Annotated in this window: 21 protein-coding genes; 18 read left to right on the top strand and 3 right to left on the bottom strand. The window is 72.6% G+C overall.

Features of this window, described 5'->3' with window-relative positions; translation table 11 throughout:
• Positions 1 to 9 precede the first annotated feature (9 nt).
• From AB0367_RS31525 to AB0367_RS31485, 9 genes are all read left to right on the top strand, one after another.
• Positions 10 to 1,968 (top strand): TIGR03960 family B12-binding radical SAM protein, encoded by a 1,959-nt coding sequence (locus AB0367_RS31525; protein ID WP_366230114.1) that lies wholly within the window; start codon positions 10 to 12, stop codon positions 1,966 to 1,968.
• Positions 1,961 to 2,797: a TIGR03936 family radical SAM-associated protein gene (locus AB0367_RS31520; protein ID WP_366230113.1), complete on the top strand. Its 837-nt coding sequence runs from the start codon at positions 1,961 to 1,963 to the stop codon at positions 2,795 to 2,797. Before AB0367_RS31525 ends, AB0367_RS31520 begins: the two co-directional genes overlap by 8 nt.
• A gap of 173 nt (positions 2,798 to 2,970) precedes the next feature.
• A complete protein-coding gene (locus AB0367_RS31515; protein WP_366230112.1) occupies positions 2,971 to 5,841 on the top strand; it encodes an Rne/Rng family ribonuclease in 2,871 nt (956 codons plus the stop codon).
• Between the two features lie 142 nt (positions 5,842 to 5,983).
• On the top strand, positions 5,984 to 6,298 hold the full coding sequence (gene rplU / locus AB0367_RS31510; RefSeq protein WP_350556814.1) for a 50S ribosomal protein L21: 315 nt from the start codon (positions 5,984 to 5,986) through the stop codon (positions 6,296 to 6,298).
• An 11-nt stretch (positions 6,299 to 6,309) separates the two neighbouring features.
• Positions 6,310 to 6,567 (top strand): 50S ribosomal protein L27, encoded by a 258-nt coding sequence (gene rpmA, locus AB0367_RS31505; protein ID WP_366230111.1) that lies wholly within the window; start codon positions 6,310 to 6,312, stop codon positions 6,565 to 6,567.
• Between the two features lie 92 nt (positions 6,568 to 6,659).
• Positions 6,660 to 8,111 (top strand): GTPase ObgE, encoded by a 1,452-nt coding sequence (gene obgE, locus AB0367_RS31500; protein ID WP_366230110.1) that lies wholly within the window; start codon positions 6,660 to 6,662, stop codon positions 8,109 to 8,111.
• A gap of 255 nt (positions 8,112 to 8,366) precedes the next feature.
• Positions 8,367 to 9,524, top strand: coding sequence for a hypothetical protein (locus AB0367_RS31495; RefSeq protein ID WP_366230109.1), 1,158 nt, complete (start codon positions 8,367 to 8,369; stop codon positions 9,522 to 9,524).
• Between the two features lie 133 nt (positions 9,525 to 9,657).
• On the top strand, positions 9,658 to 9,828 hold the full coding sequence (locus AB0367_RS31490) for a hypothetical protein (RefSeq protein WP_366230108.1): 171 nt from the start codon (positions 9,658 to 9,660) through the stop codon (positions 9,826 to 9,828).
• A complete protein-coding gene (locus tag AB0367_RS31485) occupies positions 9,828 to 10,424 on the top strand; it encodes a hypothetical protein (RefSeq protein ID WP_366230107.1) in 597 nt (198 codons plus the stop codon). Before AB0367_RS31490 ends, AB0367_RS31485 begins: the two co-directional genes overlap by 1 nt.
• A gap of 23 nt (positions 10,425 to 10,447) precedes the next feature.
• Here the strand turns inward: AB0367_RS31485 and AB0367_RS31480 are convergent, their stop codons facing one another.
• Positions 10,448 to 10,666: a DUF397 domain-containing protein gene (locus AB0367_RS31480; RefSeq protein WP_366230106.1), complete on the bottom strand. Its 219-nt coding sequence runs from the start codon at positions 10,664 to 10,666 to the stop codon at positions 10,448 to 10,450.
• Positions 10,667 to 10,802: 136 nt separating this feature from the next.
• On the opposite strand from AB0367_RS31480, the gene nadD reads away from it, so the two are divergent.
• The 9 genes from nadD (at position 10,803) to AB0367_RS31435 (ending at position 20,102) form a co-directional block, all read left to right on the top strand.
• A complete protein-coding gene (nadD, locus tag AB0367_RS31475) occupies positions 10,803 to 11,396 on the top strand; it encodes a nicotinate-nucleotide adenylyltransferase (RefSeq protein ID WP_366230105.1) in 594 nt (197 codons plus the stop codon).
• 80 nt (positions 11,397 to 11,476) lie between these two features.
• Positions 11,477 to 11,860, top strand: coding sequence for a ribosome silencing factor (gene rsfS, locus AB0367_RS31470; RefSeq protein ID WP_366230104.1), 384 nt, complete (start codon positions 11,477 to 11,479; stop codon positions 11,858 to 11,860).
• Between the two features lie 79 nt (positions 11,861 to 11,939).
• Positions 11,940 to 12,539, top strand: a complete 600-nt coding sequence (locus AB0367_RS31465; protein WP_366230103.1) for a histidine phosphatase family protein — start codon at positions 11,940 to 11,942, stop codon at positions 12,537 to 12,539.
• Positions 12,540 to 12,815: 276 nt separating this feature from the next.
• On the top strand, positions 12,816 to 13,235 hold the full coding sequence (locus tag AB0367_RS31460; protein WP_366230102.1) for a hypothetical protein: 420 nt from the start codon (positions 12,816 to 12,818) through the stop codon (positions 13,233 to 13,235).
• A gap of 70 nt (positions 13,236 to 13,305) precedes the next feature.
• Positions 13,306 to 14,169, top strand: a complete 864-nt coding sequence (locus AB0367_RS31455) for a DegV family protein (RefSeq protein ID WP_366230101.1) — start codon at positions 13,306 to 13,308, stop codon at positions 14,167 to 14,169.
• 105 nt (positions 14,170 to 14,274) lie between these two features.
• Positions 14,275 to 15,243 carry a ComEA family DNA-binding protein gene (locus AB0367_RS31450; protein WP_366230100.1) on the top strand — a complete coding sequence of 323 codons (969 nt, stop codon included), beginning with the start codon at positions 14,275 to 14,277 and terminating at the stop codon, positions 15,241 to 15,243.
• Positions 15,240 to 17,843, top strand: coding sequence for a ComEC/Rec2 family competence protein (locus AB0367_RS31445; protein WP_366230099.1), 2,604 nt, complete (start codon positions 15,240 to 15,242; stop codon positions 17,841 to 17,843). The genes AB0367_RS31450 and AB0367_RS31445 overlap by 4 nt, the downstream gene beginning before the upstream one ends.
• Positions 17,844 to 17,847: 4 nt before the next feature.
• Entirely contained in the window at positions 17,848 to 18,825 is a 978-nt protein-coding gene (gene holA, locus AB0367_RS31440) for a DNA polymerase III subunit delta (protein ID WP_366230098.1), read from the top strand.
• Positions 18,822 to 20,102, top strand: a complete 1,281-nt coding sequence (locus AB0367_RS31435; protein WP_366230097.1) for a hypothetical protein — start codon at positions 18,822 to 18,824, stop codon at positions 20,100 to 20,102. Before holA ends, AB0367_RS31435 begins: the two co-directional genes overlap by 4 nt.
• 286 nt (positions 20,103 to 20,388) lie before the next feature.
• Here the strand turns inward: AB0367_RS31435 and rpsT are convergent, their stop codons facing one another.
• Positions 20,389 to 20,658: a 30S ribosomal protein S20 gene (gene rpsT / locus AB0367_RS31430; RefSeq protein WP_366230096.1), complete on the bottom strand. Its 270-nt coding sequence runs from the start codon at positions 20,656 to 20,658 to the stop codon at positions 20,389 to 20,391.
• A gap of 115 nt (positions 20,659 to 20,773) precedes the next feature.
• Positions 20,774 to 21,994 (bottom strand): Ig-like domain-containing protein, encoded by a 1,221-nt coding sequence (locus AB0367_RS31425; RefSeq protein ID WP_366230095.1) that lies wholly within the window; start codon positions 21,992 to 21,994, stop codon positions 20,774 to 20,776.
• Between the last annotated feature and the right edge of the window lie 19 nt (positions 21,995 to 22,013).

Here is a 22,013-nt window from a genome sequence, read left to right as displayed (position 1 = left end):
TGGTTATCCGTGAGTGTGACGAGCGTCTTCCCGAGACTCGAGCAACTGCTGCCACGGATCAGCAAACCGATCCAGTATGTCGGCGGTGAGCTCGGCGCGGTCGTGAAGGACTGGGACGCCGTCACCGTGCGCTGGGCGCTGTCCTACCCCGACGCCTACGAGGTCGGCCTGCCCAACCAGGGCGTGCAGATCCTCTACGAGGTGCTCAACGAGCAGCCCGACGTGCTCGCCGAGCGCACCTACGCGGTCTGGCCCGACCTCGAGCGGCTCATGCGTGAGGAGGGTGTGCCGCAGTTCACCGTGGACGCGCACCGGCCGGTCGGCGCGTTCGACCTGTTCGGCGTGTCGTTCTCGACCGAGCTGGGCTACACCAACCTGCTCACCATGCTCGACCTAGCCGGCATCCCGCTGGAGGCGCGCGAGCGGGACGAGCGGCACCCGATCGTGGTCGCCGGCGGCCACGCGGCGTTCAACCCGGAGCCGATCGCCGACTTCATCGACGCCGCCGTGCTCGGCGACGGCGAGGAGGCGGTCCTGGAGATCACCGGGATCGTCCGGCAGTGGAAGGCCGAGGGTGAGCCCGGCGGCCGCGACGAGCTGCTGCTGCGACTGGCCCGCACCGAGTCGGTGTATGTGCCGCGCTTCTACGACGTCGACTACCTGCCCGACGGGCGCATCCAGCGGGTCGTGCCCAACCGCGCCGACGTGCCGTTCCGGGTGCACAAGCGCACCACGATGGACCTCGACGCGTGGCCCTATCCCAAGAGGCCGCTGGTCCCGCTGGCCGAGACGGTTCACGAGCGCTACGCGGTGGAGATCTTCCGCGGGTGTACCCGTGGCTGCCGCTTCTGCCAGGCCGGGATGATCACGCGGCCGGTGCGGGAGCGCAGCATCACGACCGTGGGGCAGATGGTCAAGGAGGGGCTGGAGTTCTCCGGCTTCCACGAGGTGGGGCTGCTGTCGCTGTCCTCGGCCGACCACTCCGAGATCGGCGACCTGTGCTCGGGGCTCGCGCAGCAGTACGAGGGGACGAACGTCTCGCTGTCGCTGCCCTCGACCCGGGTCGACGCGTTCAACGTGACGCTCGCCCAGGAGCTCTCCCGCAACGGGCGGCGCACCGGCCTCACCTTCGCGCCCGAGGGCGGATCGGAGCGGATCCGCCAGGTGATCAACAAGATGGTCACCGAGGAGGACCTGATCCGCACCGTCGTCACGGCGTACACCAACGGCTGGCGCCAGGTGAAGCTGTACTTCATGTGCGGCCTGCCCACCGAGACCGACGACGACGTGCTGCAGATCGCCAAGCTCGCGCACGAGGTGATCAAGGCCGGCCGGGCCGCCACCGGGTCGCGGGACATCCGCTGCACGGTGTCGATCGGTGGGTTCGTGCCCAAGCCGCACACCCCGTTCCAGTGGACGCCGATGGCCGAGCCGGAGGTCATCGACCGGCGGCTCAAGGCGCTCAAGGAGGCCATCAACTCGGACCGGTCGCTGGGCAAGGCGATCGGATACCGGTACCACGACGGCGAGCCCTCCCAGGTCGAGGGCCTGCTCAGCCGCGGCGACCGGCGCATCGGCGCGGTGATCCGCCGGGTCTGGGAGAACGGCGGCCGGTTCGACGGCTGGTCGGAGCACTTCTCGTTCCAGCGCTGGGTCGACGCGTCCGCCGAGGTCCTGCCCGCGTTCGGTGTCGACCTGGCCTGGTACACCACCCGCGAGCGCGGGCAGAACGAGGTCCTGCCCTGGGACCACCTGGACTCGGGGCTGGACAAGGACTGGCTCTGGCAGGACTGGCAGGACGCGCTGACCGGCTACGAGCAGGACGACTGCCGCTGGACGCCGTGCTTCGACTGCGGCGTCTGCCCCAGCCAGGACACCGAGATCCAGATCGGGCCGACCGGCCGCAAGCTGCTCCCGCTCACGCCGGTCGCCGGGCTGCGGATTCCGGAAGGGGTGCCGCATGCCTAAGCGTCAGCCGGAGAGCAACCAGGAGCCCGTCGTCCAGCGCATCCGGCTGCGGTATGCCAAACGCGGCCCCCTGCGCTTCACCTCCCACCGCGACTTCGCCCGCGCGTTCGAGCGGGCGCTGCTGCGGGCCAACGTGCCGATCGCGTACTCGCAGGGGTTCACGCCGCACCCGAAGGTCTCCTACGCCTCGGCCGCGCCGACCGGGGTGGCCAGCGAGGCGGAGTATCTGGAGATCGGCCTGCGAGCGGTGGTCGACCCGGCGCAACTGCGGGTGGCGCTCGACGCGGCCCTCTCGCCTGGCCTGGACGTGATCGAGGCGGTCGAGTCGCCGCTCAACGGCGGCGGCAGCCTGGCCGACCTCATCGACGCGTCGAGCTGGCGGATCGAGCTGCCCGGAATCGCCGCGCACGACGCCGCCGCCGCCGTGCGCACGTTCCTCGACACGCCCGAGGTGCTCGTCGAGCGCCTCACCAAGCAGGGCCGGCGAACCTTCGACACGCGTGCCGCAGTGGTGCGGCTGGCCTGCTCAGGCGGCGGTCCCGGGCGCGAAGAACTGTCGGATTCCGTCGCCGGTGACATACCTTCCGAGGTCACCGACGCACCGTGTGCGATACTCGACCTTGTCGTGCGGCAGGTAACCCCGACCGTGCGACCCGACGATGTGCTGTCCGGTCTGCGCGTTGTAGCCGACCTGGAGCCGCCGGTACCGCCCCGTGCGACCCGACTGGCTCAGGGAATGCTGACCGAGCAGGGCGACCTCGTCGATCCGCTCGCCCAGGCTGGCGTTGGGGATCGGCCGGTGGCCGTCGTGGGGACTTCGTCGTTGTAGACGACGGGTGATCCGCCAGGTGGCGGAGCGCCGGTCGCCCGGGCGCGAGGTTGGCAGACTTTCGGCGGATCGTCCGCGCGAGCGGAAACCTCCGCCGGCACAACATATATGCGGTGCCCCCGTGTGGCTGCGTTGCTACGCGCCCGGGAGCGCCAGAACTGGAGAACGTCCGCATGTTCGACAACGAGTCGGCGAGCGGCGACACCACCGGCGCGGAGCCGGTGGCTGCTGCCGCAGCCAGCGAGGCAGAGAGCACCGCCCCCGTCCGGCGCACGCGCCGCCGGGCAACGAAGGCTGCCGCCGAGGAGCCCCCGGCCGAGGCCCAGACCGAGGCCGCGGCAGAGGTCAGCGCCGCGCCTGAGACCGCCCCCGCCACCACTCGCCGGAGGCGGAAGGCGACGGCGAGCGCCGAACCGGTCGAACCAGCCGAATCGGGCGAGTCCGGGCAGCAGGAGCTGCCGATCGAGGCGCCACCCGCCCCGGTCAAGGCCACCCGGGCCCGCCGCACCCGCGCGAAGGTCGTCGAGGCGCCGCCCGCCGAAGAGCCGCCCGTCGAGGAACCGGTCGTGCAGGAGCCGCTCGTCGTCGAGCCGGCGGCACAGGAGCCGGTCGCCGAGGAGCTCCCCACGGAGGAGCCCGAGGAGGTCGCCGAAACGCCGGAGGAGCTCGAGCCGCTGGTCGTCGAGGAGCCGCCGGCCCGCCGGGGCCGCCGCGCTGCCCCCGTCCAGCTGCTGTTCATGTCGCCGAGCGAGCAGGCCGCACCCGCCCGGGCCGAGCGCGCGGACTTGGCCGAGGAGGAGGAGCCCGCCGAGGAGGAGCCGGTCGGCCGCGCCCGTCGCCGGCGCCGTAGCCGGACCGCCGCCGAGGAGGTCTTCACGGAGGCACCGCTCGACGTGGCCGTCGAGGCCCCGGCCGAGGTCGACGAGGCCGAGACCGACGAGGCGGAGGCCGACGAGGCGGAGGCCGACGAGGACGAGGACGACGACGAGGGCTTCGAGGCCGGCGCCCGCCGTCGTCGCCGCCGTGGCCGCCGTGGCCGTGGCCGTGGCCGGGGCCCCGCCGGCGAGGAGCTGGACGAGGCCGAGGCGGAGGCCGACACCGAAGCCGAGGCGGAGGCCGCGGACGAGGAGGCGGAGGCGTCCGCCGACGAGGAAGGCGAAGACGACGGCGAGGGGCTGACCCGCCGCCGGCGCCGCCGCCGCCGGAAGGGCTCGGCCGACGCCGAGGCCGGCGACGACCCGCACGTGGTCGTGAAGATCCGTGAGCCGCGCACCGTCACCCGCGACCGCGACGAGGTGCAGGGCGTCTCCGGCTCGACCCGGCTGGAGGCCAAGCGCCAGCGCCGCCGGGACGGCCGCGAGCAGCGCCGCACGCGCCCGCCGATCCTGAGCGAGTCGGAGTTCCTGGCCCGCCGCGAGGCCGTCGACCGCACGATGGTCATCCGGCAGAAGAACGACCGCACCCAGATCGCCGTGCTCGAGGACAAGGTGCTCGTGGAGCACTACGTCACCCGGGCGACGTCGAGCTCGATGGTCGGCAACGTCTACCTCGGCCGGGTGCAGAACGTGCTGCCCAGCATGGAGGCGGCGTTCGTCGACATCGGCCGGGGCCGCAACGCGGTGCTCTACGCCGGTGAGGTCAACTGGGACGCCACCGGCCTGGAGGGGCGCACGCGCACCATCGAGCAGGCGCTGAAGTCCGGCGACTCCGTGCTCGTGCAGGTCACCAAGGACCCGATCGGCACCAAGGGCGCCCGCCTGACCAGCCACATCGCGCTGTCCGGGCGGCACCTGGTCTACGTGCCGCACGGCAACGCCTCCGGCATCAGCCGCAAGCTGTCCGACGTCGAGCGCAAGCGCCTGCGCGACGTGCTCAAGAACCTGGTCCCCGACGGCGCCGGCGTGATCGTGCGTACCGCGGCCGAGGGCGCCTCCGAGGACGACCTGGCGCGCGACGTCAAGCGTCTGCAGGCGCAGTGGGAGGCCATCCAGGACAAGTCCTCCGGCAGCAGCGCCCCGGCGCTGCTCTACGAGGAGCCCGAGCTGGTCGTCCGGGTCGTCCGGGACCTGTTCAACGAGGACTTCCGCGAGCTGGTCATCCAAGGCAACGACGCCTACGACTCGGTCGAGCCCTACCTGTCGCATGTCTCACCGGACCTCGTCGACCGGGTGCGCCGCTACACCGGCACCGGCGACGTCTTCGGCGACCTGCGCATCGACGAGCAGTTGATCAAGGCGCTCGACCGGCGGGTGTTCCTGCCCTCGGGCGGCAGCCTGGTCATCGACCGCACCGAGGCGATGACCGTGATCGACGTCAACACCGGCAAGTACACCGGCGCCGGCGGCAACCTTGAAGAGACGGTCACCCGCAACAACCTTGAGGCGGCCGAGGAGATCGTCCACCAGCTGCGCCTGCGCGACCTCGGCGGCATCATTGTGATCGACTTCATCGACATGGTGCTCGAGTCCAACCGCGAGCTGGTGCTGCGCCGGCTGACCGAGTGCCTGGGCCGGGACCGGACCAAGCACCAGGTCACCGAGATCACGTCGCTCGGCCTGGTGCAGATGACCCGCAAGCGGGTCGGTCAGGGCCTGCTCGAGGCGTTCAGCGAGACCTGCGAGGTCTGCAAGGGCCGCGGCCTGATCATCCACACCGAGCCGATCCCGGAGAAGCGTGGTGGCGGCGCCGGCGGACACGGCCAGGCGGTGGCGAAGGTCGCCTCGGCCACCGCTGGGGACTCGTCGAGGGGGGCCGGCGTCACCACCGGCGTCGAGGAGGCCGACGTGCCCGCTCCGCGCAGCCGGCGGCGCGGCCGCCGCGGCGCCACCGCGGTGGTCGAGGAGGCCCCGGCGGAGGAGGAGAGCGCCGGTGGGGCCTTCGAGGCCCCGCACGTGGTCGAGGACGTCCAGGAGGAGGCGGAGTACACGCCCATCGCCTCCGAGGACGACCCTGACAACGTCGAGGACGACGAGGACGAGTCCGCGGGCAACGGCGCCCGGCGCCGGACTCGCCGGGGTGGCATCCGCCGCCGGACCCGCCCCTGATTTGGGGAGTACGCCGGCCATGGCGTACGCTCTCTAAAGCGCACTTTCGTGCGCAGGGTCTTTCGCGTGCCTCTGCCGGGATTCCGGCGGAGGCGGCAGCCCGAACCAGCCCGCCAGTAGCTACGACAGGAGTCCGCGTCCCATGTACGCGATCGTCAAGACCGGCGGCAAGCAGTACAAGGTCGCCGAGGGCGATGTGATCGAGGTCGAGAAGCTCGCGGGCGAGCCGGGCGATGCGCTGACGCTCTCCGCTGTCCTGCTTGTCGACGGCGAGGATCTCATCACCGATGTGGCCGCGCTTGCCAGCGCTGCAGTGACCGCTGAGGTCGTCGCGCACACCAAGGGTCCGAAGATCCGGATCCACAAGTTCAAGAACAAGACCGGCTACCACAAGCGCCAGGGTCACCGTCAGCCGCTGACCCAGGTGAAGGTCACCGGCATCTCCACCGGGAAGTAGGGCTAAGCGCGATGGCACACAAAAAGGGTGCGTCCAGCTCGCGGAACGGGCGCGACTCCGCCGCCCAGCGGCTCGGCGTGAAGCGGTTCGGCGGCCAGCTGGTCAACGCCGGCGAGATCATCATTCGCCAGCGCGGCACCAAGTTCCACCCGGGCGACCTCGTCGGCCGCGGTGGCGACGACACGCTGTTCGCGCTCGCCGCCGGTCACGTGACCTTCGGCACCAAGCGCGGCCGCAAGACGGTCAGCATCACGCTGGCCGAGGGCTGAGTTCGTTCGTAAGCGCGGCGGGCAGGGGGCATGCGAGCCTCCGGCCCGCCGTTGCTGTTTCCGCTGTGTAGTTGCTTGATGGGGAGTTCGCGGTGACCTCGTTCGTTGACCGGGCCGTGCTGCACGTGAGGGCCGGCGACGGCGGTCACGGTTGTGTGTCGATCCATCGGGAGAAGTTCAAGCCGTTCGGCGGGCCGGACGGCGGCGACGGCGGCCACGGCGGCAGCGTCACGCTGATCGTCGACCCCGGCGTGCATACGCTGCTGGACTTCCACTTCCACCCGCACCAGAAGGCCCGCAACGGCAACGGCGGGGCCGGAAACCACCGCGACGGCGCCAACGGCGAGACGCTCGCGCTGCGGGTGCCCGACGGCACCGTCGTGCAGACCCCCGACGGCGAGATCCTCGCCGACCTGGTCGGCGTCGGAACCCAGTTCGAGCTGGCCCGCGGCGGCCGCGGCGGGCGTGGCAACGCGTCCCTGGCCAGCACGCGCCGCAAGGCGCCCGGCTTCGCCGAACTCGGCGAGCCCGGCGAGAACCTCGACGTGGTGCTCGAGCTCAAGAGCGTCGCCGACGTGGGCCTGGTCGGCTTCCCGTCGGCCGGCAAGTCGTCGCTGATCGCGGCCATCTCGGCGGCCCGGCCGAAGATCGCCGACTACCCGTTCACGACCCTGGTGCCCAACCTGGGCGTGGTGCAGGCCGGCGACGACACGTTCACCGTCGCCGACGTGCCCGGGCTCATCTCGGGCGCCGCCACCGGCAAGGGCCTGGGCCTGGAGTTCCTCCGGCACATCGAGCGCACCGCGGTGCTCGTCCACGTCGTCGACACGGCCGCGCTGGAGACCGAGCGCGACCCGCTCTCCGACATCGACGCCATCGAGGCGGAGCTCGTCGCCTATGGCGGGCTGGAGGACCGGCCGCGGCTCGTCGTGCTCAACAAGATCGACGTGCCCGACGGCCGTGACCTCGCCGACATCGTGCGCCCCGAGCTGGAGGCGCGCGGCTACGCGGTGCATCAGGTCAGCGCCGTCAGCCACGAGGGCCTGCGCGAGTTCATCTTCGCCCTGTTCGAGCTGGTCAAGCAGCACCGGCTGGCCGCGCCGACGCCGGAGCGCACCCGGATCGTGCTGCGCCCGACCGCGGTCGACGACAGCGGGTTCACCATCCAGCGCGACGCCGAGGGCGTGTACGTGGTGCGCGGCGGCGCGCCGGAGCGCTGGGTGCGCCAGACGAACTTCGACAACGACGAGGCCGTCGGTTACCTCGCCGACCGGCTCGCCCGGCTCGGCGTCGAGGCGGCGCTGAAGAAGGCCGGCGCGCAGCCCGGCGATCCGGTTCGCATTGGCGTTCGTGAATTCGATTGGCAGCCGAACCTCTTCGTCGAGGAGGAGTTCGTCCCCGGCAACCGGGGCACCGACTATCGCCTGGAGGATTCGGCCAAGCGCGTCGGCGCGGCCGAGCGCAAGGCCATGCGTGCCGCCCGCCGCAGGCCCTACGAGGAGCTGGAAGTCTCATCCACGAGCGACGACGACGAGGACTTTTAACCGTCGCGCTCGTCGACCAGCAGGTCGGATGGTGGCCGGGAAAGCCATGTGTACGCGGTGGACCCGGCCGCCCGCCATCTGGTCACGCCGGCGCTCGACGGCCCGGCTCCATCCGATTGTGCGGATCTGCCGGTTATCGACCGATTTCTTCGCATGGGCCGTTTGTACACAGCCCGCTCGGCCTGTGCTACGAAAAACTTGTGATTGGTCCCGAGCCCATCGCGTCCGAGCTCACCTGAGGCTAGTGTCTGGTCGGTGGGCATCCTCGAGCGGCTGACCCGACCGACCCGTTCACCACGGGAGCGCTTCGCCGACCAGGTCCTGGCCGAGCTGCGCAGACTCGGATTCACCGACGCCGAATTCCGCCCGAACCAGTTCGCCATCGTGTGCGAATGCGGCCAGGACGCGTACAGCACGCTCTTCCTGTCGAAGGCCTTCACGCAGTACCAGCGCGGCCACCGAAGTCCCAGCGACCGCAAACAGTTCGTGCGGGAGTTCGTGGCGCACAGCCTCACCCCGCCCGCACAGCCGGCGACGTTCGCCGAGGCGCTGCCCGACCTGCGTCTCGCCCTGCGCCACGCCGCCCGGGGCACCCGCACGCTGCGCCGGCCGGCGCTGCCGCACCTCGACGAGGTTGTCCTCGCCGGCGAGGTGCCGCTGGACATCGACAGCCCGGCGCGGTGGGGGGTGAGCGCGGAGGAGATCTTCGCCGCGGCCCATCACCGCACGCTGGCCCGCGCGGAGCTGCCCGCCTCGGCGGGATTCTTCGGGCCTTCGGTACTGCACGTGCCCGACTACGGCGGCGAGCAGCTGGTCTCGTGGGTCCTGCTCGACGGCTGGCTGGCCGAGCTCGACGAGCAGGTCGGCGGGCGGGCGGTCGCCTTCCTGCCCAGCACGCTGATGCTGCTCGTGTGCGCCGACGAGCCGCGCCTGGTCGAGCAGCTGTACGAGCTCGCGTCCGACGAGTACGAGCGCACCCCGCGGCCCCTGTCGCCGATGGCGTACACCACCGACGACGAGGGGCGGGTCGTGCCGTTCCGGCCGGATCGCGGGCATCCCGCCTACCCGGCCGCGGCCCGGGCCGCCAGCCGGCTCGCGGTGGACGTCGCCGAGCACCAGCGGCGGACGCTGGGCGACCAGCGGCTGGCCGAGGCCGCCCTGGCCGCCCGGCCGGACGGGTCGGCGCTCACGACGGCCACCTGGGCGGTCGGCACGCCGACGCTGCTGCCCGCCGTGGATCTGGTGGGCGTGTCCGTGCCGGGCGAGCGGGTCTTCCAGGTGCCGTGGGCACTGCTTGCCGAGGCCGATCTGCTGATCGAGGAGATCGACTACCGGCCGGCCCGCTTCGGTGTGGTGCCGTCGCCGTCGCCGGCCTCGCTGGGCTACCTGCGGGAGCGCGCCGTCCGCTGGTGAGGTCTTTTTCGCTTATACACCGGTCTTTCTTCGTTGCCAACGGTGTCGGCGACGGGTCCCCGCTGGCCCCTCCCAAGCGGCGTTTTCTGGTGTTGGCTGGTTCCCGGGAAGGGATCGACGGGGGGAGGAACCTGTGCATCGGAACATCGACGAGGAACGGGCCTGGCTGCGGCTGGAGTGCCCGGTGTGCCGGGGCTGGCTCGGCGTGCCGGCGGACGTGCCGCGCGGGCTGCCGGCCGAGCGCGTGGCGCGGCGGATCGACGCGTTCACGCACCGGCACCGGGCGTGCGGGCGGGGGCTGTGATGCGACTGCGGCAGTTCCGGCTACTGATCGTGGGCGAGCCGGCCGAGTCCGCGGCGGACGCGCTGTTCGACCGGGCCGACGACGCGTGCGTGGAGGTGCTGCCGCCGTCCTACGCCCCGCCCGGGGCCGCCGGGTCGTCACCGGCCGAGGGCCGGGCGCCGCGCGCGTTCGACGGGCTGCCGGGCGGCCTCGCGCCGGCGGATCCCGGCGGACGGGTCGCCTGGGTCGCCTTCGACCGGGTGGCGCCGACGCTGATCGACGCGGTCGTGTCGGGGGTGCGCGATCTCGACGGGGCCGGGCTCGCCGTCGCGGCGGCGGTCGCCGACGATCCGATCGTCACGCTGGAGACGATCGGCGAGCGGCTGGAGCGGCCCGCGGGGGTGGTGCGGTCCTGGGATCTTCCCGAGCCCGTCCATCCGCACCCGCGGCGGCCCGTGTACGACTGGACCGAGGTCGCGCAGCGGCTGGCGGCGCGGCGGGGCTACGCGCCGCTCGACGACGAGGCGACCATGGAGGCGGTGACGCTGACCCTGCGGGTGCGCGAGCTGCGGCCGCGGCTGGAACGCATGGCACCGCTGCGGGCGCTGCTCTGCTGAAGCGGCAGGAGTTCGGGCGGGCGTCAGATGTCGAACTCGCCGTCCTTGGCGCCCGCCACGAACGCTACCCACTCGGCCTCGGTGAACACCAGGACGGGGCTGTCCGGGTCGGCGCCGTTGCGCAGTCCGATCAGATCGTCGACGAACGCCACTTCGACGCGGCTGCTGTGACTGTCGCCGGGGGCCGAGTGCCAGACGGCACGCGACCGGTCGAACTCGCCTTTGGGGTGGGACGGCGTCATGGGCGTCACGCTACCGCTACCGCCCGGCGAAGACGGCGCACGGCACGCCCGGTCGAGTGACGCACGGTGATCGCCGCCGCGGCGCCGGTGGACGGGGGTGTACGCCGGAGGTCTCCCTGATCACTACGATGCGGTGATGCGCGTGGGCATCATGGGCGGGACGTTCGACCCGATTCACCACGGCCACCTCGTGGCGGCCAGCGAGGTGGCCGACCTGTTCGGTCTCGACGAGGTGGTCTTCGTCCCGACCGGGCAGCCCTGGCAGAAGAGCGAGGTCGCGGTCAGCCCGGCCGAGGACCGATACCTGATGACCGTCATCGCCACCGCCTCCAACCCGCGGTTCACGGTCAGCCGGGTGGACATCGACCGCGGCGGGCCGACGTACACCGTGGACACGCTGCGAGACCTGCGGACCTTCTACGGCGCCGGCGCCGAGTTGTTCTTCATCACCGGGGCGGACGCGCTCGGCAAGATCCTTTCGTGGAAGGACGCCGCCGACCTCTTCGAGCTGGCGCACTTCGTGGGCGTGACGCGGCCGGGCTTCGAGCTCAACGCGGAGCACCTTCCGCCCGACAAGGCGAGCCTGGTGCGGGTCCCGGCGATGGCGATCTCGTCCACGGACTGCCGGCGGAGGGTCGAGGAGGGCAAGCCGGTCTGGTATCTGGTACCGGATGGCGTGGTGCAGTACATCGCAAAGCGTGGTTTGTACCGAAAAGTCGGCAACAACTGAGGAGCGAAATGTCGTACCCGCGTGAGAGGCTGGAACCAGCCCGGTGAACCTGGCCGGGAAGGTCCAACGAAAGGAGTCCGGTGCCCGCCACTGAGCGTGCCCGCGAGCTGGCGCTCACCGCTGCACAGGCGGCCGCCGACAAGAAGGCCGAAGACATCGTCATCCTCGACGTGGCCGACCAGCTGGTCATCACCGACGCGTTCCTGCTCGCCTCCGCGCCGAACGAGCGCCAGGTGCTCTCGATCGTGGACGCGATCGAGGAGCGCCTCGTCCAGCTGCCAGAGAAGGCCAAGCCGGTGCGCCGTGAGGGCGAGCGCGGCGGGCGGTGGGTGCTGCTGGACTACGCCGACATCGTCGTGCACGTGCAGCACACCGAGGAGCGGGAGTTCTACGCCCTCGACCGGCTGTGGAAGGACTGTCCGCAGATCGAGTTCGTCGACCGCGACCTGCCCGCGTCCGCATGACGCTGCGTTTGGTTGTGCGTCCGCGTGGCGTGATGCCATGTCCGGCCGCGTATTCGTGTGTCCTGCCGGGGGTGGCGGCGTGACGCTGCTCATCCTCTGGCGGCACGGGCAGACGGAGTGGAACGCGGCAGGGCGGATTCAGGGGCAGACCGACACGCCCCTGTCCGCGGTCGGGGTCGAGCAGGCCCGAGAAAGCGCGCCGCGCCTGGCCGCCCTCGGTCCGACGGCGCTCGTCGCAAGTGACCTCACGCGGGCGGCCACCACGGCGGCGGCGCTGGCCGAGGTGTCGGGGCTGCCGGTGACGCATGATTCACGGCTGCGCGAGCGGACCTTCGGCCAATGGGAGGGCCACACCCACCCCGAGGTGACGCAGCGCTGGCCGGAGTCGTTCGCCCGCTGGCGCCGGGGCGAGGAGGTCGGCGACGCCGGCGTCGAGGAGATCGACGCGGTGGCGAAGCGGATGGTCGCGGCGCTGCAGGAGGCGGTCGACGTGGCCGCCCCCGACGCGGTGATCGTGGCCGCGACGCACGGCGCGGCGGCCCGATACGCGACGGTCGCACTGCTCGGCTGGCCGATGGACCTGGTATCGACGCTGGGGGCGCTGCACAACTGCCACGCCACCCACCTGCGCCACGACCCGGTGCGCGGCTGGACGCTGCAGGCCCACAACGTGCCCTGATCGCCGCCCGCCGGGCTTGCGGCCCGCGCGGTTGCCGCCGGCCCGCGCTTGCCGCCGGCCCGCGCGGTTGCCGCCGGCCCGCGCTTGCCGCCGGCCCGCGCTTGCCGCTCGGATGTCGGGCTCGCCATGATCACGGAGCGCTCGTGTACCAGGGAGTACACGAGCGCTCCGTGATCATGGCGAGCGTGTCCTCTGCGCACGGTGGGTGACGGGGTGCCGGCCGGATCTTGGGCTGGGGCAGCGGAACCCGGGGCGGGGCGCTAGCGTCAGAGGATCATGAGAGTTCGGTTCGTCGCGTTGTTCGTACTCGCCGGGATCGGGCTGGGTGGGCTGGCCGGGTGCGGCTCGTCCGGTTCGTCCGGTTCGTCGAAGCCGGTCACCGCCCCGCCTCCGTCCGTCATCGCTCCGTCCGTCGTCCCGCCGTCCTCGGCGCCGCCCTCCGCCGGGGCGTCGATCCGGCCCGGTGATCCAATGCCGTCCGGGTCGGCCATGGCCCTCCGCGGCACGATCAAGGACGGCGTCGAGCCCGGCTGCGTGCTGCTCGCCACCGACTCCAAGACGTATCTGCTCGTCGGCGGCGACCGGGCGGCGCTGAAGAGCGGGGCGCAGGTGACCGTGTACGGTACGCCGCAGCCCGACATGATGACCACCTGCCAGCAGGGCACGCCGTTCCAGGTGACCAGGATCGAGCACTGAGGGTGAGGCGGCGCTGAGACGGCACGGCTCTGGGGGGCCGGGATGGGCCGGAATCGGCTACGGTGCGGTCATGACCGGCCAACATTCCGCCGTCTCCGTGGTCACCGACTCGACCGCATATCTGCCACCGCTGCCCGCCACCGGCGGGCAACTCACCGTCGTGCCGCTGGCCGTGGTCGTCAACGGCGTTCCCGGCCTGGAGACCGTCGACATCGACTCCGCCGCGGTCGCCGAGGCGCTGAACGCCCGGCGGGTCGCCGTGACTACGTCCAGGCCGTCCCCCGAGGCGTTTGCTCAGGTGTACCGCGAACTGCTCGACTCCGGCGCGGACGCGGTGCTGTCGGTTCACCTGTCGGCGCGGCTCTCGGGGACGTACGACGCCGCCATGCTCGCCGCCGCCGAGTTCGACGGCAAGGTCGAGGTCATCGACACGCGGTCGACCGGGATGGGGCTCGGCTTCCCGGCGCTGGCCGCCGCCGATGCCGCCGCGGCCGGCGGGACGCTCGCGGAGGTCCGGCAGGCGGCGGTGGACGCGGTGGCGCGTACCACCACCCTCTTCTATGTCGACACGCTCGAGTTCCTCCGCCGGGGCGGCCGGATCGGCGCGGCCTCGGCGCTGCTGGGGACTGCGCTGTCGGTGAAGCCGATCCTGCACACCACCGAGGAGGGCGTGGTGGTGCGGGAAAAGGTCCGCACCGCGAGTCGCGCGCTCGCCCGCCTCGTCGACATCGCCGTCGAGGCCGCCGGCGACGCGGACGCGGACATCGCGGTGCACCACCTTGCCGCCCCGGATCGCGCCGACGCGCTGCTGACAACGCTCAAGGAGCGGCTGGGCGAGCGGCTGCGCGGGGCGTATCTGACGGAGGTCGGTGCGGTGGTCGGCGCCCACGTCGGGCCGGGCATGGTCGCCGTGGTGGTCCACCGGGTCGCATAACAGATCAACCGTCGTTTCGGGGGTTATCCACAAGCGGCCGGTTATCCACAGATTCGGCGTCCGGGCCGAGCGCGACACCCCGCGTCCGGCCTAACCTGCCGGGTCATGTGGCGCTCAGACGACTACGACGACGGCTCGACGGCCTCGACCCGCCTGGCTCGCGTGACGGCCCTGCCACCCGACGAACCCGATGTTTCGGAAATATCGGATGCGACGCCGGAGGGTGCGGCGGCCGGCTCGCGGGAGACGTCGCCGAGTGCGGCGGCCGGATCGTGGGAATGGCCGGAGGACGCGGAGACGGCCTATCCGTGGGACCGGACGTTCCGCGGACGGCGAAGACCGGCGAAAGAGCAACGGCGGGGCGACGAACTCGAGGCTGGCGGACAGGGCGGGCGGGCCGGGTTCGAGGAGGCGTTCGAGCCGGGGCGGCGGCCGGCGTTCGAGGAGGTCTTGGAGCCGAGGCGCCGGTCGGCGTTCGCGGCGTTCGATCCCGGCCGGCGCGGGGTGCGGGTCCTGCTGGTGGTGGCCGGGCTGGTGGTGTGCATCTCGGCCGGGCTCGTGTGGTGGTCGCGGCCCCGGGTCACCCCGGTGCCGCAGGTCAGCTCGGCGCCGCCGGTCGCCGCAACGTCCAGCGCGCCCGCGATGCTCGTCGTCTCGGTCGCCGGGCGGGTGCATCGTCCGGGGCTGGTGCGGCTGCCCGCGGGATCGCGGGTGGCGGACGCGATCGAGGCGGCCGGCGGGGTGGTGCCGGGCGTCGATCTCACCGGGGTCAACCTCGCCCGCAAGCTCGTCGACGGGGAGATGATCGCGATCGGGGTGACGCCGCCGCCGGGGGCGGTGGGTGGCGTGAACACCGGCGGCGCGGGCGGGGCGGGCCGCACGGGGCCGGTCAACCTCAACACCGCGACCGTGGCCGAGCTGCAGACGCTGCCGGGCATCGGGGAGGTGCTCGCGCAGCGGATCGTCGAGTTCCGCGACCGGCACGGCGGGTTTCGGGCGGTGACCGACCTGCGGCAGGTCGAGGGGATCGGAAACGCGAAGTTCCAGCAGCTCAAGGACCGCGTGACGGTGTGAGCGCGGACATGCGGCTCGCCGGGGCGGCGCTGGGCTGCTGGTTCGCGGCGATCGCGGCGCTGTTCGTCCCGGCCGGGGCCGGCTGGGCGATCGCGGGGGTGGCCCTGCTCGTGGCCGTGGCCTGGCCCGCGGCGACGACCCGCGCCGGGCGGCGGCCGGGACCCGTCCCCGGGCCGCGACGGGTCCCGGCGGACGGGCGTGGCACCCATGCCGGGCTGCGTTCCGGGCCGACCGCCGGGCCGCGACGGGTCCCGGCGGACGGGCGTGGCACCCATACCGGGCTGCGTTCCGGGCCGACCCCCGGGCCGCGACGGGTCCCGGCGGACGGGCGTGGCACCCATACCGGGCCGCGACGGGGACCGGTGGACGGGCGTGGCACCCATGCCGGGCTGCGTTCCGGGCCGATCTCCGAGCCGCGGTGGGGCTGGGCGGTCGGGCGGGGCATTCGCGGTACCAGATGGATTGTCGCGGCGGTCGCGGCCGGGCTCGCGTGCGGCGCGGCAGCCACCGCGGCGCGGGTCGGGGAGCGTGACGCGGAGCCACTGCGCGGGCTCGCCGCGCGGCACGCCACGGTGCGGGTAGGGCTGCGGATCACCGACGACCCGCGGCTCGGGCGGGCGCGCGTCGGGCGGGACGCCACCGTCGTCGTGCCGGCCGAGCTGGATTGGGTGTCGACCGCCGACGGCGCGCGGATCGCGGTCTCCGCGCGGGTGCTCGTGCTCGCCGGCGACCGTGGTTGGCTCGGGCTGCTACCGGGGCAGGCGGCCGAGGCCGACGGGCGGCTGGCGCCGGCGGACGGTGGTGACCTGCGCGCCGCGCTCGTCTCGGTCGCCGGGGCGCCCGCGCTCGCCGGGGGCGCACCATTCGTACAGCGGGCTGCGGGGACGCTGCGGACCGGGCTGCAGCGGGCCTGCCTCGGCCTGCCGGCGGAGCCGGGCGGGCTGCTGCCGGGGCTCGTGGTCGGCGACACCAGCCGGCTCGATCCGGCGCTGGCGGACGACTTCAAGACGACCGGGCTGACGCACCTGACCGCCGTGTCGGGGGCCAACCTGGCGATTGTCGTGGGGTTGATGCTCGCGGTCGTTCGGTGGTGCCGGGCCGGGCCGCGGGTCGCCGCCGTGGTGTGCGTGCTGGCGCTGGCCGGGTTCGTGGTGCTGGTGCGGCCGTCGCCCAGCGTGCTGCGCGCGGCGGCGATGGGCGGGCTGGCACTCGTGGCGCTGGCGCTCGGGCGGCCGCGGGCCGCGGTGCCGTCGCTCGCGGCCGGGGTGCTCGCGCTCGTCGTGGTCGATCCGGAACTGGCGGTGGACGCCGGGTTCGCGCTGTCGGTGCTGGCCACCGGCGGGCTGGTGCTGATCGCGCCGCGGTGGACCGAGGCGCTGCGGGCGCGGGGCTGGCCGCGGGTGGCCGCCGAGGCGCTCGCCGTCCCGGCCGCGGCGCAGGCCGCGTGCGCGCCGGTCATCGCGGCGATCTCGGCGAGCGTCAGCCTGACCACCGTCCCGGCCAACCTGCTCGCGGAGCCCGTGGTCGCGCCGGCCACGATCCTGGGCATTTTCGCGGCGGTACTGTCGCCGCTCGCCCCGTCCGCCGCGGCCTTCGCGGCCTGGCTCGCGTCGTGGCCGGCCCGCTGGCTGGTCTTCGTCGCCCATCGTGGCGCGGACGTGCCGGCCGGGCTGCTGCCGTGGCCCGGCGGGGCCGGGGGCGGGCTGCTGCTGGGCGTGCTGGTCGCCGCGATGCTGTTCGCGGCCGGGCGGCCGGTCATACGCCGCTGGGCGCTCGTCACGGCCGTAGCGGCCGCGCTCGGCGCCGCGCCGGTGCGCCTGCTCGCCGCGGGCTGGCCGCCGTCGGGGTGGCTGGTCGTGGCCTGCGACGTCGGGCAGGGCGACGCGCTCGCCGTGGCGGCGGGGCCAGGCGCGGCCGTGGTCGTCGACGCCGGACCGGACCCGGACGCGGTGGACGGGTGCCTGCGCAGACTCGGCGTTCGGCGGGTACCGCTGCTCGTGCTCAGCCACTTCCACGCCGACCACATCGGCGGCCTCGACGGGGTGCTGCGCGGGCGGCGGGTGGACGCCCTGCTCGCCCCGGACTTCGCCGAGCCCGCGGCCGGCCGGGCCGCCGTGCTCGGGCGCGGCCTGCCCAGGGTGGCCGGGCCGGCCGGTGCGGTGCTGGACGTCGGCCCGGTCCGCATCGCGGTCCTCGGCCCCGTCCGACCCATGACGGGCACGCGATCGGATCCGAACAACAACTCGCTGGTGCTGGCCGTGGCGACGGATGGGTTCCGGCTGCTGCTCACCGGCGACGCGGAGACCGAGGAGCAGCTCAGCCTGCGCGCCGCGGACGATCCGGGGCTGTTGCGGGCGGATGTGTTGAAGGTCGCCCATCACGGGTCGGCTTTCCAAGACGAGGGGTTCCTGGAGGCCGTGGTCCCCCGGATCGCGCTGGTCAGCGTGGGGGTCGGCAACGACTACGGGCATCCCAGCCCGGTGCTGCTGGCTCGGCTCGAGCGGGGCGGGGCGCGGGTGCTGCGCACCGACCTGCAGGGTGACCTGGCCGTGCTGCGCGACGGCGATGGTCGCCTGGCGGTCGCGGTCCGCAAGGCGTGACACGATGGCTGGCGTGTCCAACCTTCCCCGCCTTCGCCTGGTGATCGGCGACGAGGAGCTGCTCGTCGCCCGCGCCGTCGCCGAGACCATTGCCGCCGCCCGGGCCGAAGACCCGGACACTGAGGTGCGCCAGCGACCCGGCGGCGAGCTCGTCGCGGGGGAGCTGGCCGAGATGCTGAGCCCTTCGCTGTTCGGCGGGCGGCGGGTGCTCGTCGTGCACAACGGGCAGGACGGGAAGAAGGACGTGTCGGCGGCGCTGGTCGCGTATGCGGGCAACCCTGAGGACGACGTCGTGCTCGTGGTCACGCACGCCGGCGGGGCCAAGGGCAAGGCACTCGCCGACGGCCTCAAGTCCGCCGGCGCCGATGTCGTGCCGGCCGTGAAGATCACCAAGCACCGCGAGCGCGTCGACTTCGTGCGCAACGAGATCCGGCGGCAGGGCGGCAAGATCGGCGAGGACGCGGCCGAGGCGCTGCTCGCGGCCGTCGGCAACGACCTGCGGGAGATCGTCGCCGCCTGCTCGCAGCTCATGGCCGATACCGCGGGTCGGATCGACGCGAAGACCATCGCGCAGTACTACAAGGGTCGCGCCGAGGTCTCCGGCTTCACGGTCGCCGACGCGGTGATGGTCGGCGACGTGGCCGGTGCGCTGGAGGCGCTGCGGTGGGCCCTGCACGTCGGCGTCGACCCGGTGCCGATCGCCGACGCCATCGCCGATGGGGTCCGTACCGTCGCCCGAGTCGCCGCCGCCGGGAAGGGCAGCGCATACCAGCTCGCCGGGAGTTTGGGAATGCCTCCGTGGAAGGTCGAACGCGCGCAGCGCCAAGCCCGTGGCTGGACGGCCGAGGCGCTCGTTGATGCCATGCGGGCGGCTGCGCAGTGCAATGCCGCCGTGAAGGGTGGAGCTGATGACCGCGGTTACGCGCTCGAACGGGCGGTGTTCGCAGTGGTCGCTGCGCGCGGTGGAGGAATAGGACGATGACGACGAGCAACGGGATTGCGCACCAGGCACCGCTGTACGTCCGTGTGCTGCGGCTTCGGCACCTGCACGTGGACGGGTTCGTGAGTTTCCTGCTGTTCGAGTGCATGATCGCCGTCGGGGTGCTGCTGGCCCTCGCCGAGCTGGTCAACTGGTGGGGGGTGGCGGTCCTGCCGGCCGTCGTGGCGATCATGGTGAAGGTCAACGACACGGTGGTCGGCGACTGGCGCCCGGCGCACGTTCAGGCCCGTGTCCAGGTCCGGGCTGCCGAGCGTGATTCATCCGATCGAGCGTCGGCCATCAGGCTGGATCCGGATGCCCGAACCGGCGAGGCACCATCGGTTTCCCGGCGTACCGCGACCGCGCTGGACCGCGCAGAGATCGCTCGCGTCGAGCCGCCGTCGCAGCGCAAGAAGGTCGGCATCGTCAAGGTCTCCATCCCGGCGGCCTCGGACGCGCCCCCGGCCGTCCCCGCCCCGGCGGCCGAGGAGCCGGTCGGCGCGGCCGGGGACGAGTGGACGGACATCGACGCGCACGGGTTCCAGCGGTCGCGCCCCCTGCACCCGTCGGGCTGGAGCGGCCAGCCCGCCCAGGACCCGTGGGCCGGGCACGGCGCCGAACCGGCCCGCCCGGCCGCGCCCGACGCCCAGGCGGACTGGCGAGGCGAGACCGGCGGCTGGGGCGACTCGGCCGCGTGGAGCACCGAGGCGGCGGGCGCCACCGCACAGGCGAACTGGGCCGACGAGACCGGGTGGGCGGACCAGGCGGCGTGGGGGAGCGCCCGTTCGCCGTACGGCACGCCGCCCTCGTGGGACCCGTACGGCTGGGAGAGCGTCGCGCCCCGTCACACGGGCGAGCACGCCGGCACACGGCCGGTGTTCGGCCAGGCGAGCCACGAGCAGGCGGCACACGATGAGGCGTACCGCACGGCGGAGGAGCACGCCGACGGTTACGGACGTTACGACGACGCCGCGGGCGGCTACGGGCGCTTCGACGGAGCGGTGAGGGATCACGGCTGGTACGAGGACACCGCTGGCAGCGAGCACCGCTGGTTCGACGACGGGCACACCGGGGACGGGGAGGGGCGCCCGCAGAGCCGTGAGTCCGACGGCCGGCACGCGTGGCACCAGCAGCCCCGGGGTCGGCGCCGCTCGGACGACACCGACAACGTCACGTCGAGCCACTTCGCGACCGGGCGGCACGCGGAGCGGCAGCGGCGCTCGGACGAGGACCTGGCCCGCCAGCGTACGGGCGGCCTGAACCAGGGCCGATTCGCCTGACGGGAGTAGTCAGAACTTCATCCGGCATGCGAGTGCCGGTGCTGTGACCTTGGAAGCACCCTCGCCGGGATCTTCCAAGGTCACTTTTGCCTGTGCCCCGGGAGGGAACCGAAGCGGGCCAACTCGCGAATTTGAACCGGCCGCGACGGCGGCGGGCACGACGAAAGCCCGCAGCGACGGCGGCGAGGCCGCAAGGTCGGCGGCCGGGTCGTGAGCACAGCGAAAGCGCCGCTCCACCTGGGTGGGCGGCGCTTTTCGCAGTGTGGCAGCGCTGGCGGCGGAGCCGTCAGGCAGAGGTCAGCGCGCTCAGCTTTTTGGTGATCGCCGACTTGCGGTTGGCGGCCTGGTTCTTGTGGATGACGCCCTTGCTGGCGGCCTTGTCCAGCTTGCGGGACGCGTCACGAAGCAGCGCGGTGGCCGTCTCGTTGTCGCCGGCGGCGCTCGCCTCGTGGAACTTGCGGATGGCCGTCTTCAGCGACGACTTGACCGACTTGTTGCGCAGGCGGCGCTTCTCGTTCTGCCGGTTGCGCTTGATCTGGGATTTGATGTTCGCCACGCGACAGCCTCGTCTTGATAGCTCGGTTGGGTTTCTTGGCGCATGGAACAACGACGCGTCACCGTGCGCGATAAATCAGGCTACCAGGTCCCCCTCGGCCAGCCAAAACTGGGCTCTAGAGAGCGCTGCCCTTGACGTACTGCTCCCATGGCAGCTCCCAGTCGGTCCAGCCGTCGCCGTACTTCACGCGCTCCTCGGTCCCCTTCACGATGACCGGGTCGCCGATGTGCGTGACGCCGTAGAGCCACTGGGCCAGCTCCAGCGAGACGTTCACGCAGCCGTGCGAGACGTTGCGCTTGCCCTGGTCGGGGACGGACCACGGGGCGGCGTGGATGTACTGCCCGCTCCACGTGATGCGCTGTGGGAACTGGACCTTCGTGCGGTAGCCGCCGGGAGAGTCCACCGGCACGCCGTAGGTGGAGGAGTCGAACCACTCCCACTCGTTCTTGACCATCACGATGAAGTTGCCGCTGTCGGACGGGCTGCTCGGCTTGCCCAGGCTCACGGGCATGGTCTTGAGCAGCACGCCGTCCTCGGTCACGGTCATCTGCTTGGTGGCGTTGTCGACCTCCATGATGAGCCGCTTGCCGACGGTGGCGTCGACGGTGAGGTCCCTCTCGCCGTACGTCTCCTTGCCGGGCTGCCCGCCGAACGAGACGCCCCCGAGCGCCGCGCGCAGGGTCAGCTTCGTGCCCGCCTGCCAGTACTCCTTCGGGCGGTAGTGGATCTCCTTGGAGCTGAACCAGTTCCAGACGCCCTCCTGCGGCGGGTCGGAGGACATGAAGAGCCGCCGCTGTACCTCGGCCCGCTTGTCCTTCGGGATGTCCATCCCGAACTGCAGGATCATCGGCATGCCCACGCCGACGACCTGTTTGTCGCCGACCTGGCTGATCACCCGTGTCGTGCTCGTGGGCTTGGTCATGGTGGTGAACTTCACGCTGCTGGTGGCGCCGCCCGCGGTGACGGTGGCGGTGTAGTCGGTGCCCCATTTGAGCTGTTTATCGGGAATCCACCGAACGCTGTCCGCCGCTGGGGACGACGAAGCGGCAGCCGAAGCGGCGGACGAGGCGGAGGACGAGGCGGTGACGGAGGACGCAGGCGCGGGCGAACCGCTGATCGCCGCGCCGGAGTCGTCCTTCAGCGTCACCGTCGCCGAGGACGGGGCCGAGAAGACGAGGTCAAGCGCGGTCGGGACGTCCTTCGCCCCGTCCGCCGGCGACGTGATGTGCACGGCGGAGGAGGGTGCCTTCGAGCCGTCGCCGCCGGGGCTCTTCCATGCCGTGCCGGAGCCGGAGCACGCGCTGAGTCCCAGCCCGCTCACCAGGAGCAATGTCATCCATCGAACGCGCATGCAT

Source organism: Dactylosporangium sp. NPDC051484, from assembly GCF_040689395.1.
GTDB lineage: Bacteria > Actinomycetota > Actinomycetes > Mycobacteriales > Micromonosporaceae > Dactylosporangium.
This window is presented reverse-complemented; position numbering and strand designations above follow the sequence as displayed.

What these genes read in the sequence shown, in the direction of transcription:
- rplU (WP_350556814.1), top strand. Translation starts at nt 5,984, where the DNA reads ATGTACGCGATCGTCAAGACCGGCGGCAAGCAGTACAAGGTCGCCGAG.
- AB0367_RS31425 (WP_366230095.1), bottom strand. Translation starts at nt 21,994, where the DNA reads ATGACATTGCTCCTGGTGAGCGGGCTGGGACTCAGCGCGTGCTCCGGC.
- holA (WP_366230098.1), top strand. Translation starts at nt 17,848, where the DNA reads ATGGCTGGCGTGTCCAACCTTCCCCGCCTTCGCCTGGTGATCGGCGAC.
- AB0367_RS31450 (WP_366230100.1), top strand. Translation starts at nt 14,275, where the DNA reads ATGTGGCGCTCAGACGACTACGACGACGGCTCGACGGCCTCGACCCGC.
- AB0367_RS31435 (WP_366230097.1), top strand. Translation starts at nt 18,822, where the DNA reads ATGACGACGAGCAACGGGATTGCGCACCAGGCACCGCTGTACGTCCGT.
- AB0367_RS31460 (WP_366230102.1), top strand. Translation starts at nt 12,816, where the DNA reads ATGAGAGTTCGGTTCGTCGCGTTGTTCGTACTCGCCGGGATCGGGCTG.
- nadD (WP_366230105.1), top strand. Translation starts at nt 10,803, where the DNA reads ATGCGCGTGGGCATCATGGGCGGGACGTTCGACCCGATTCACCACGGC.
- rpmA (WP_366230111.1), top strand. Translation starts at nt 6,310, where the DNA reads ATGGCACACAAAAAGGGTGCGTCCAGCTCGCGGAACGGGCGCGACTCC.
- AB0367_RS31485 (WP_366230107.1), top strand. Translation starts at nt 9,828, where the DNA reads ATGCGACTGCGGCAGTTCCGGCTACTGATCGTGGGCGAGCCGGCCGAG.
- AB0367_RS31480 (WP_366230106.1), bottom strand. Translation starts at nt 10,666, where the DNA reads ATGACGCCGTCCCACCCCAAAGGCGAGTTCGACCGGTCGCGTGCCGTC.
- AB0367_RS31455 (WP_366230101.1), top strand. Translation starts at nt 13,306, where the DNA reads ATGACCGGCCAACATTCCGCCGTCTCCGTGGTCACCGACTCGACCGCA.
- AB0367_RS31520 (WP_366230113.1), top strand. Translation starts at nt 1,961, where the DNA reads ATGCCTAAGCGTCAGCCGGAGAGCAACCAGGAGCCCGTCGTCCAGCGC.
- AB0367_RS31515 (WP_366230112.1), top strand. Translation starts at nt 2,971, where the DNA reads ATGTTCGACAACGAGTCGGCGAGCGGCGACACCACCGGCGCGGAGCCG.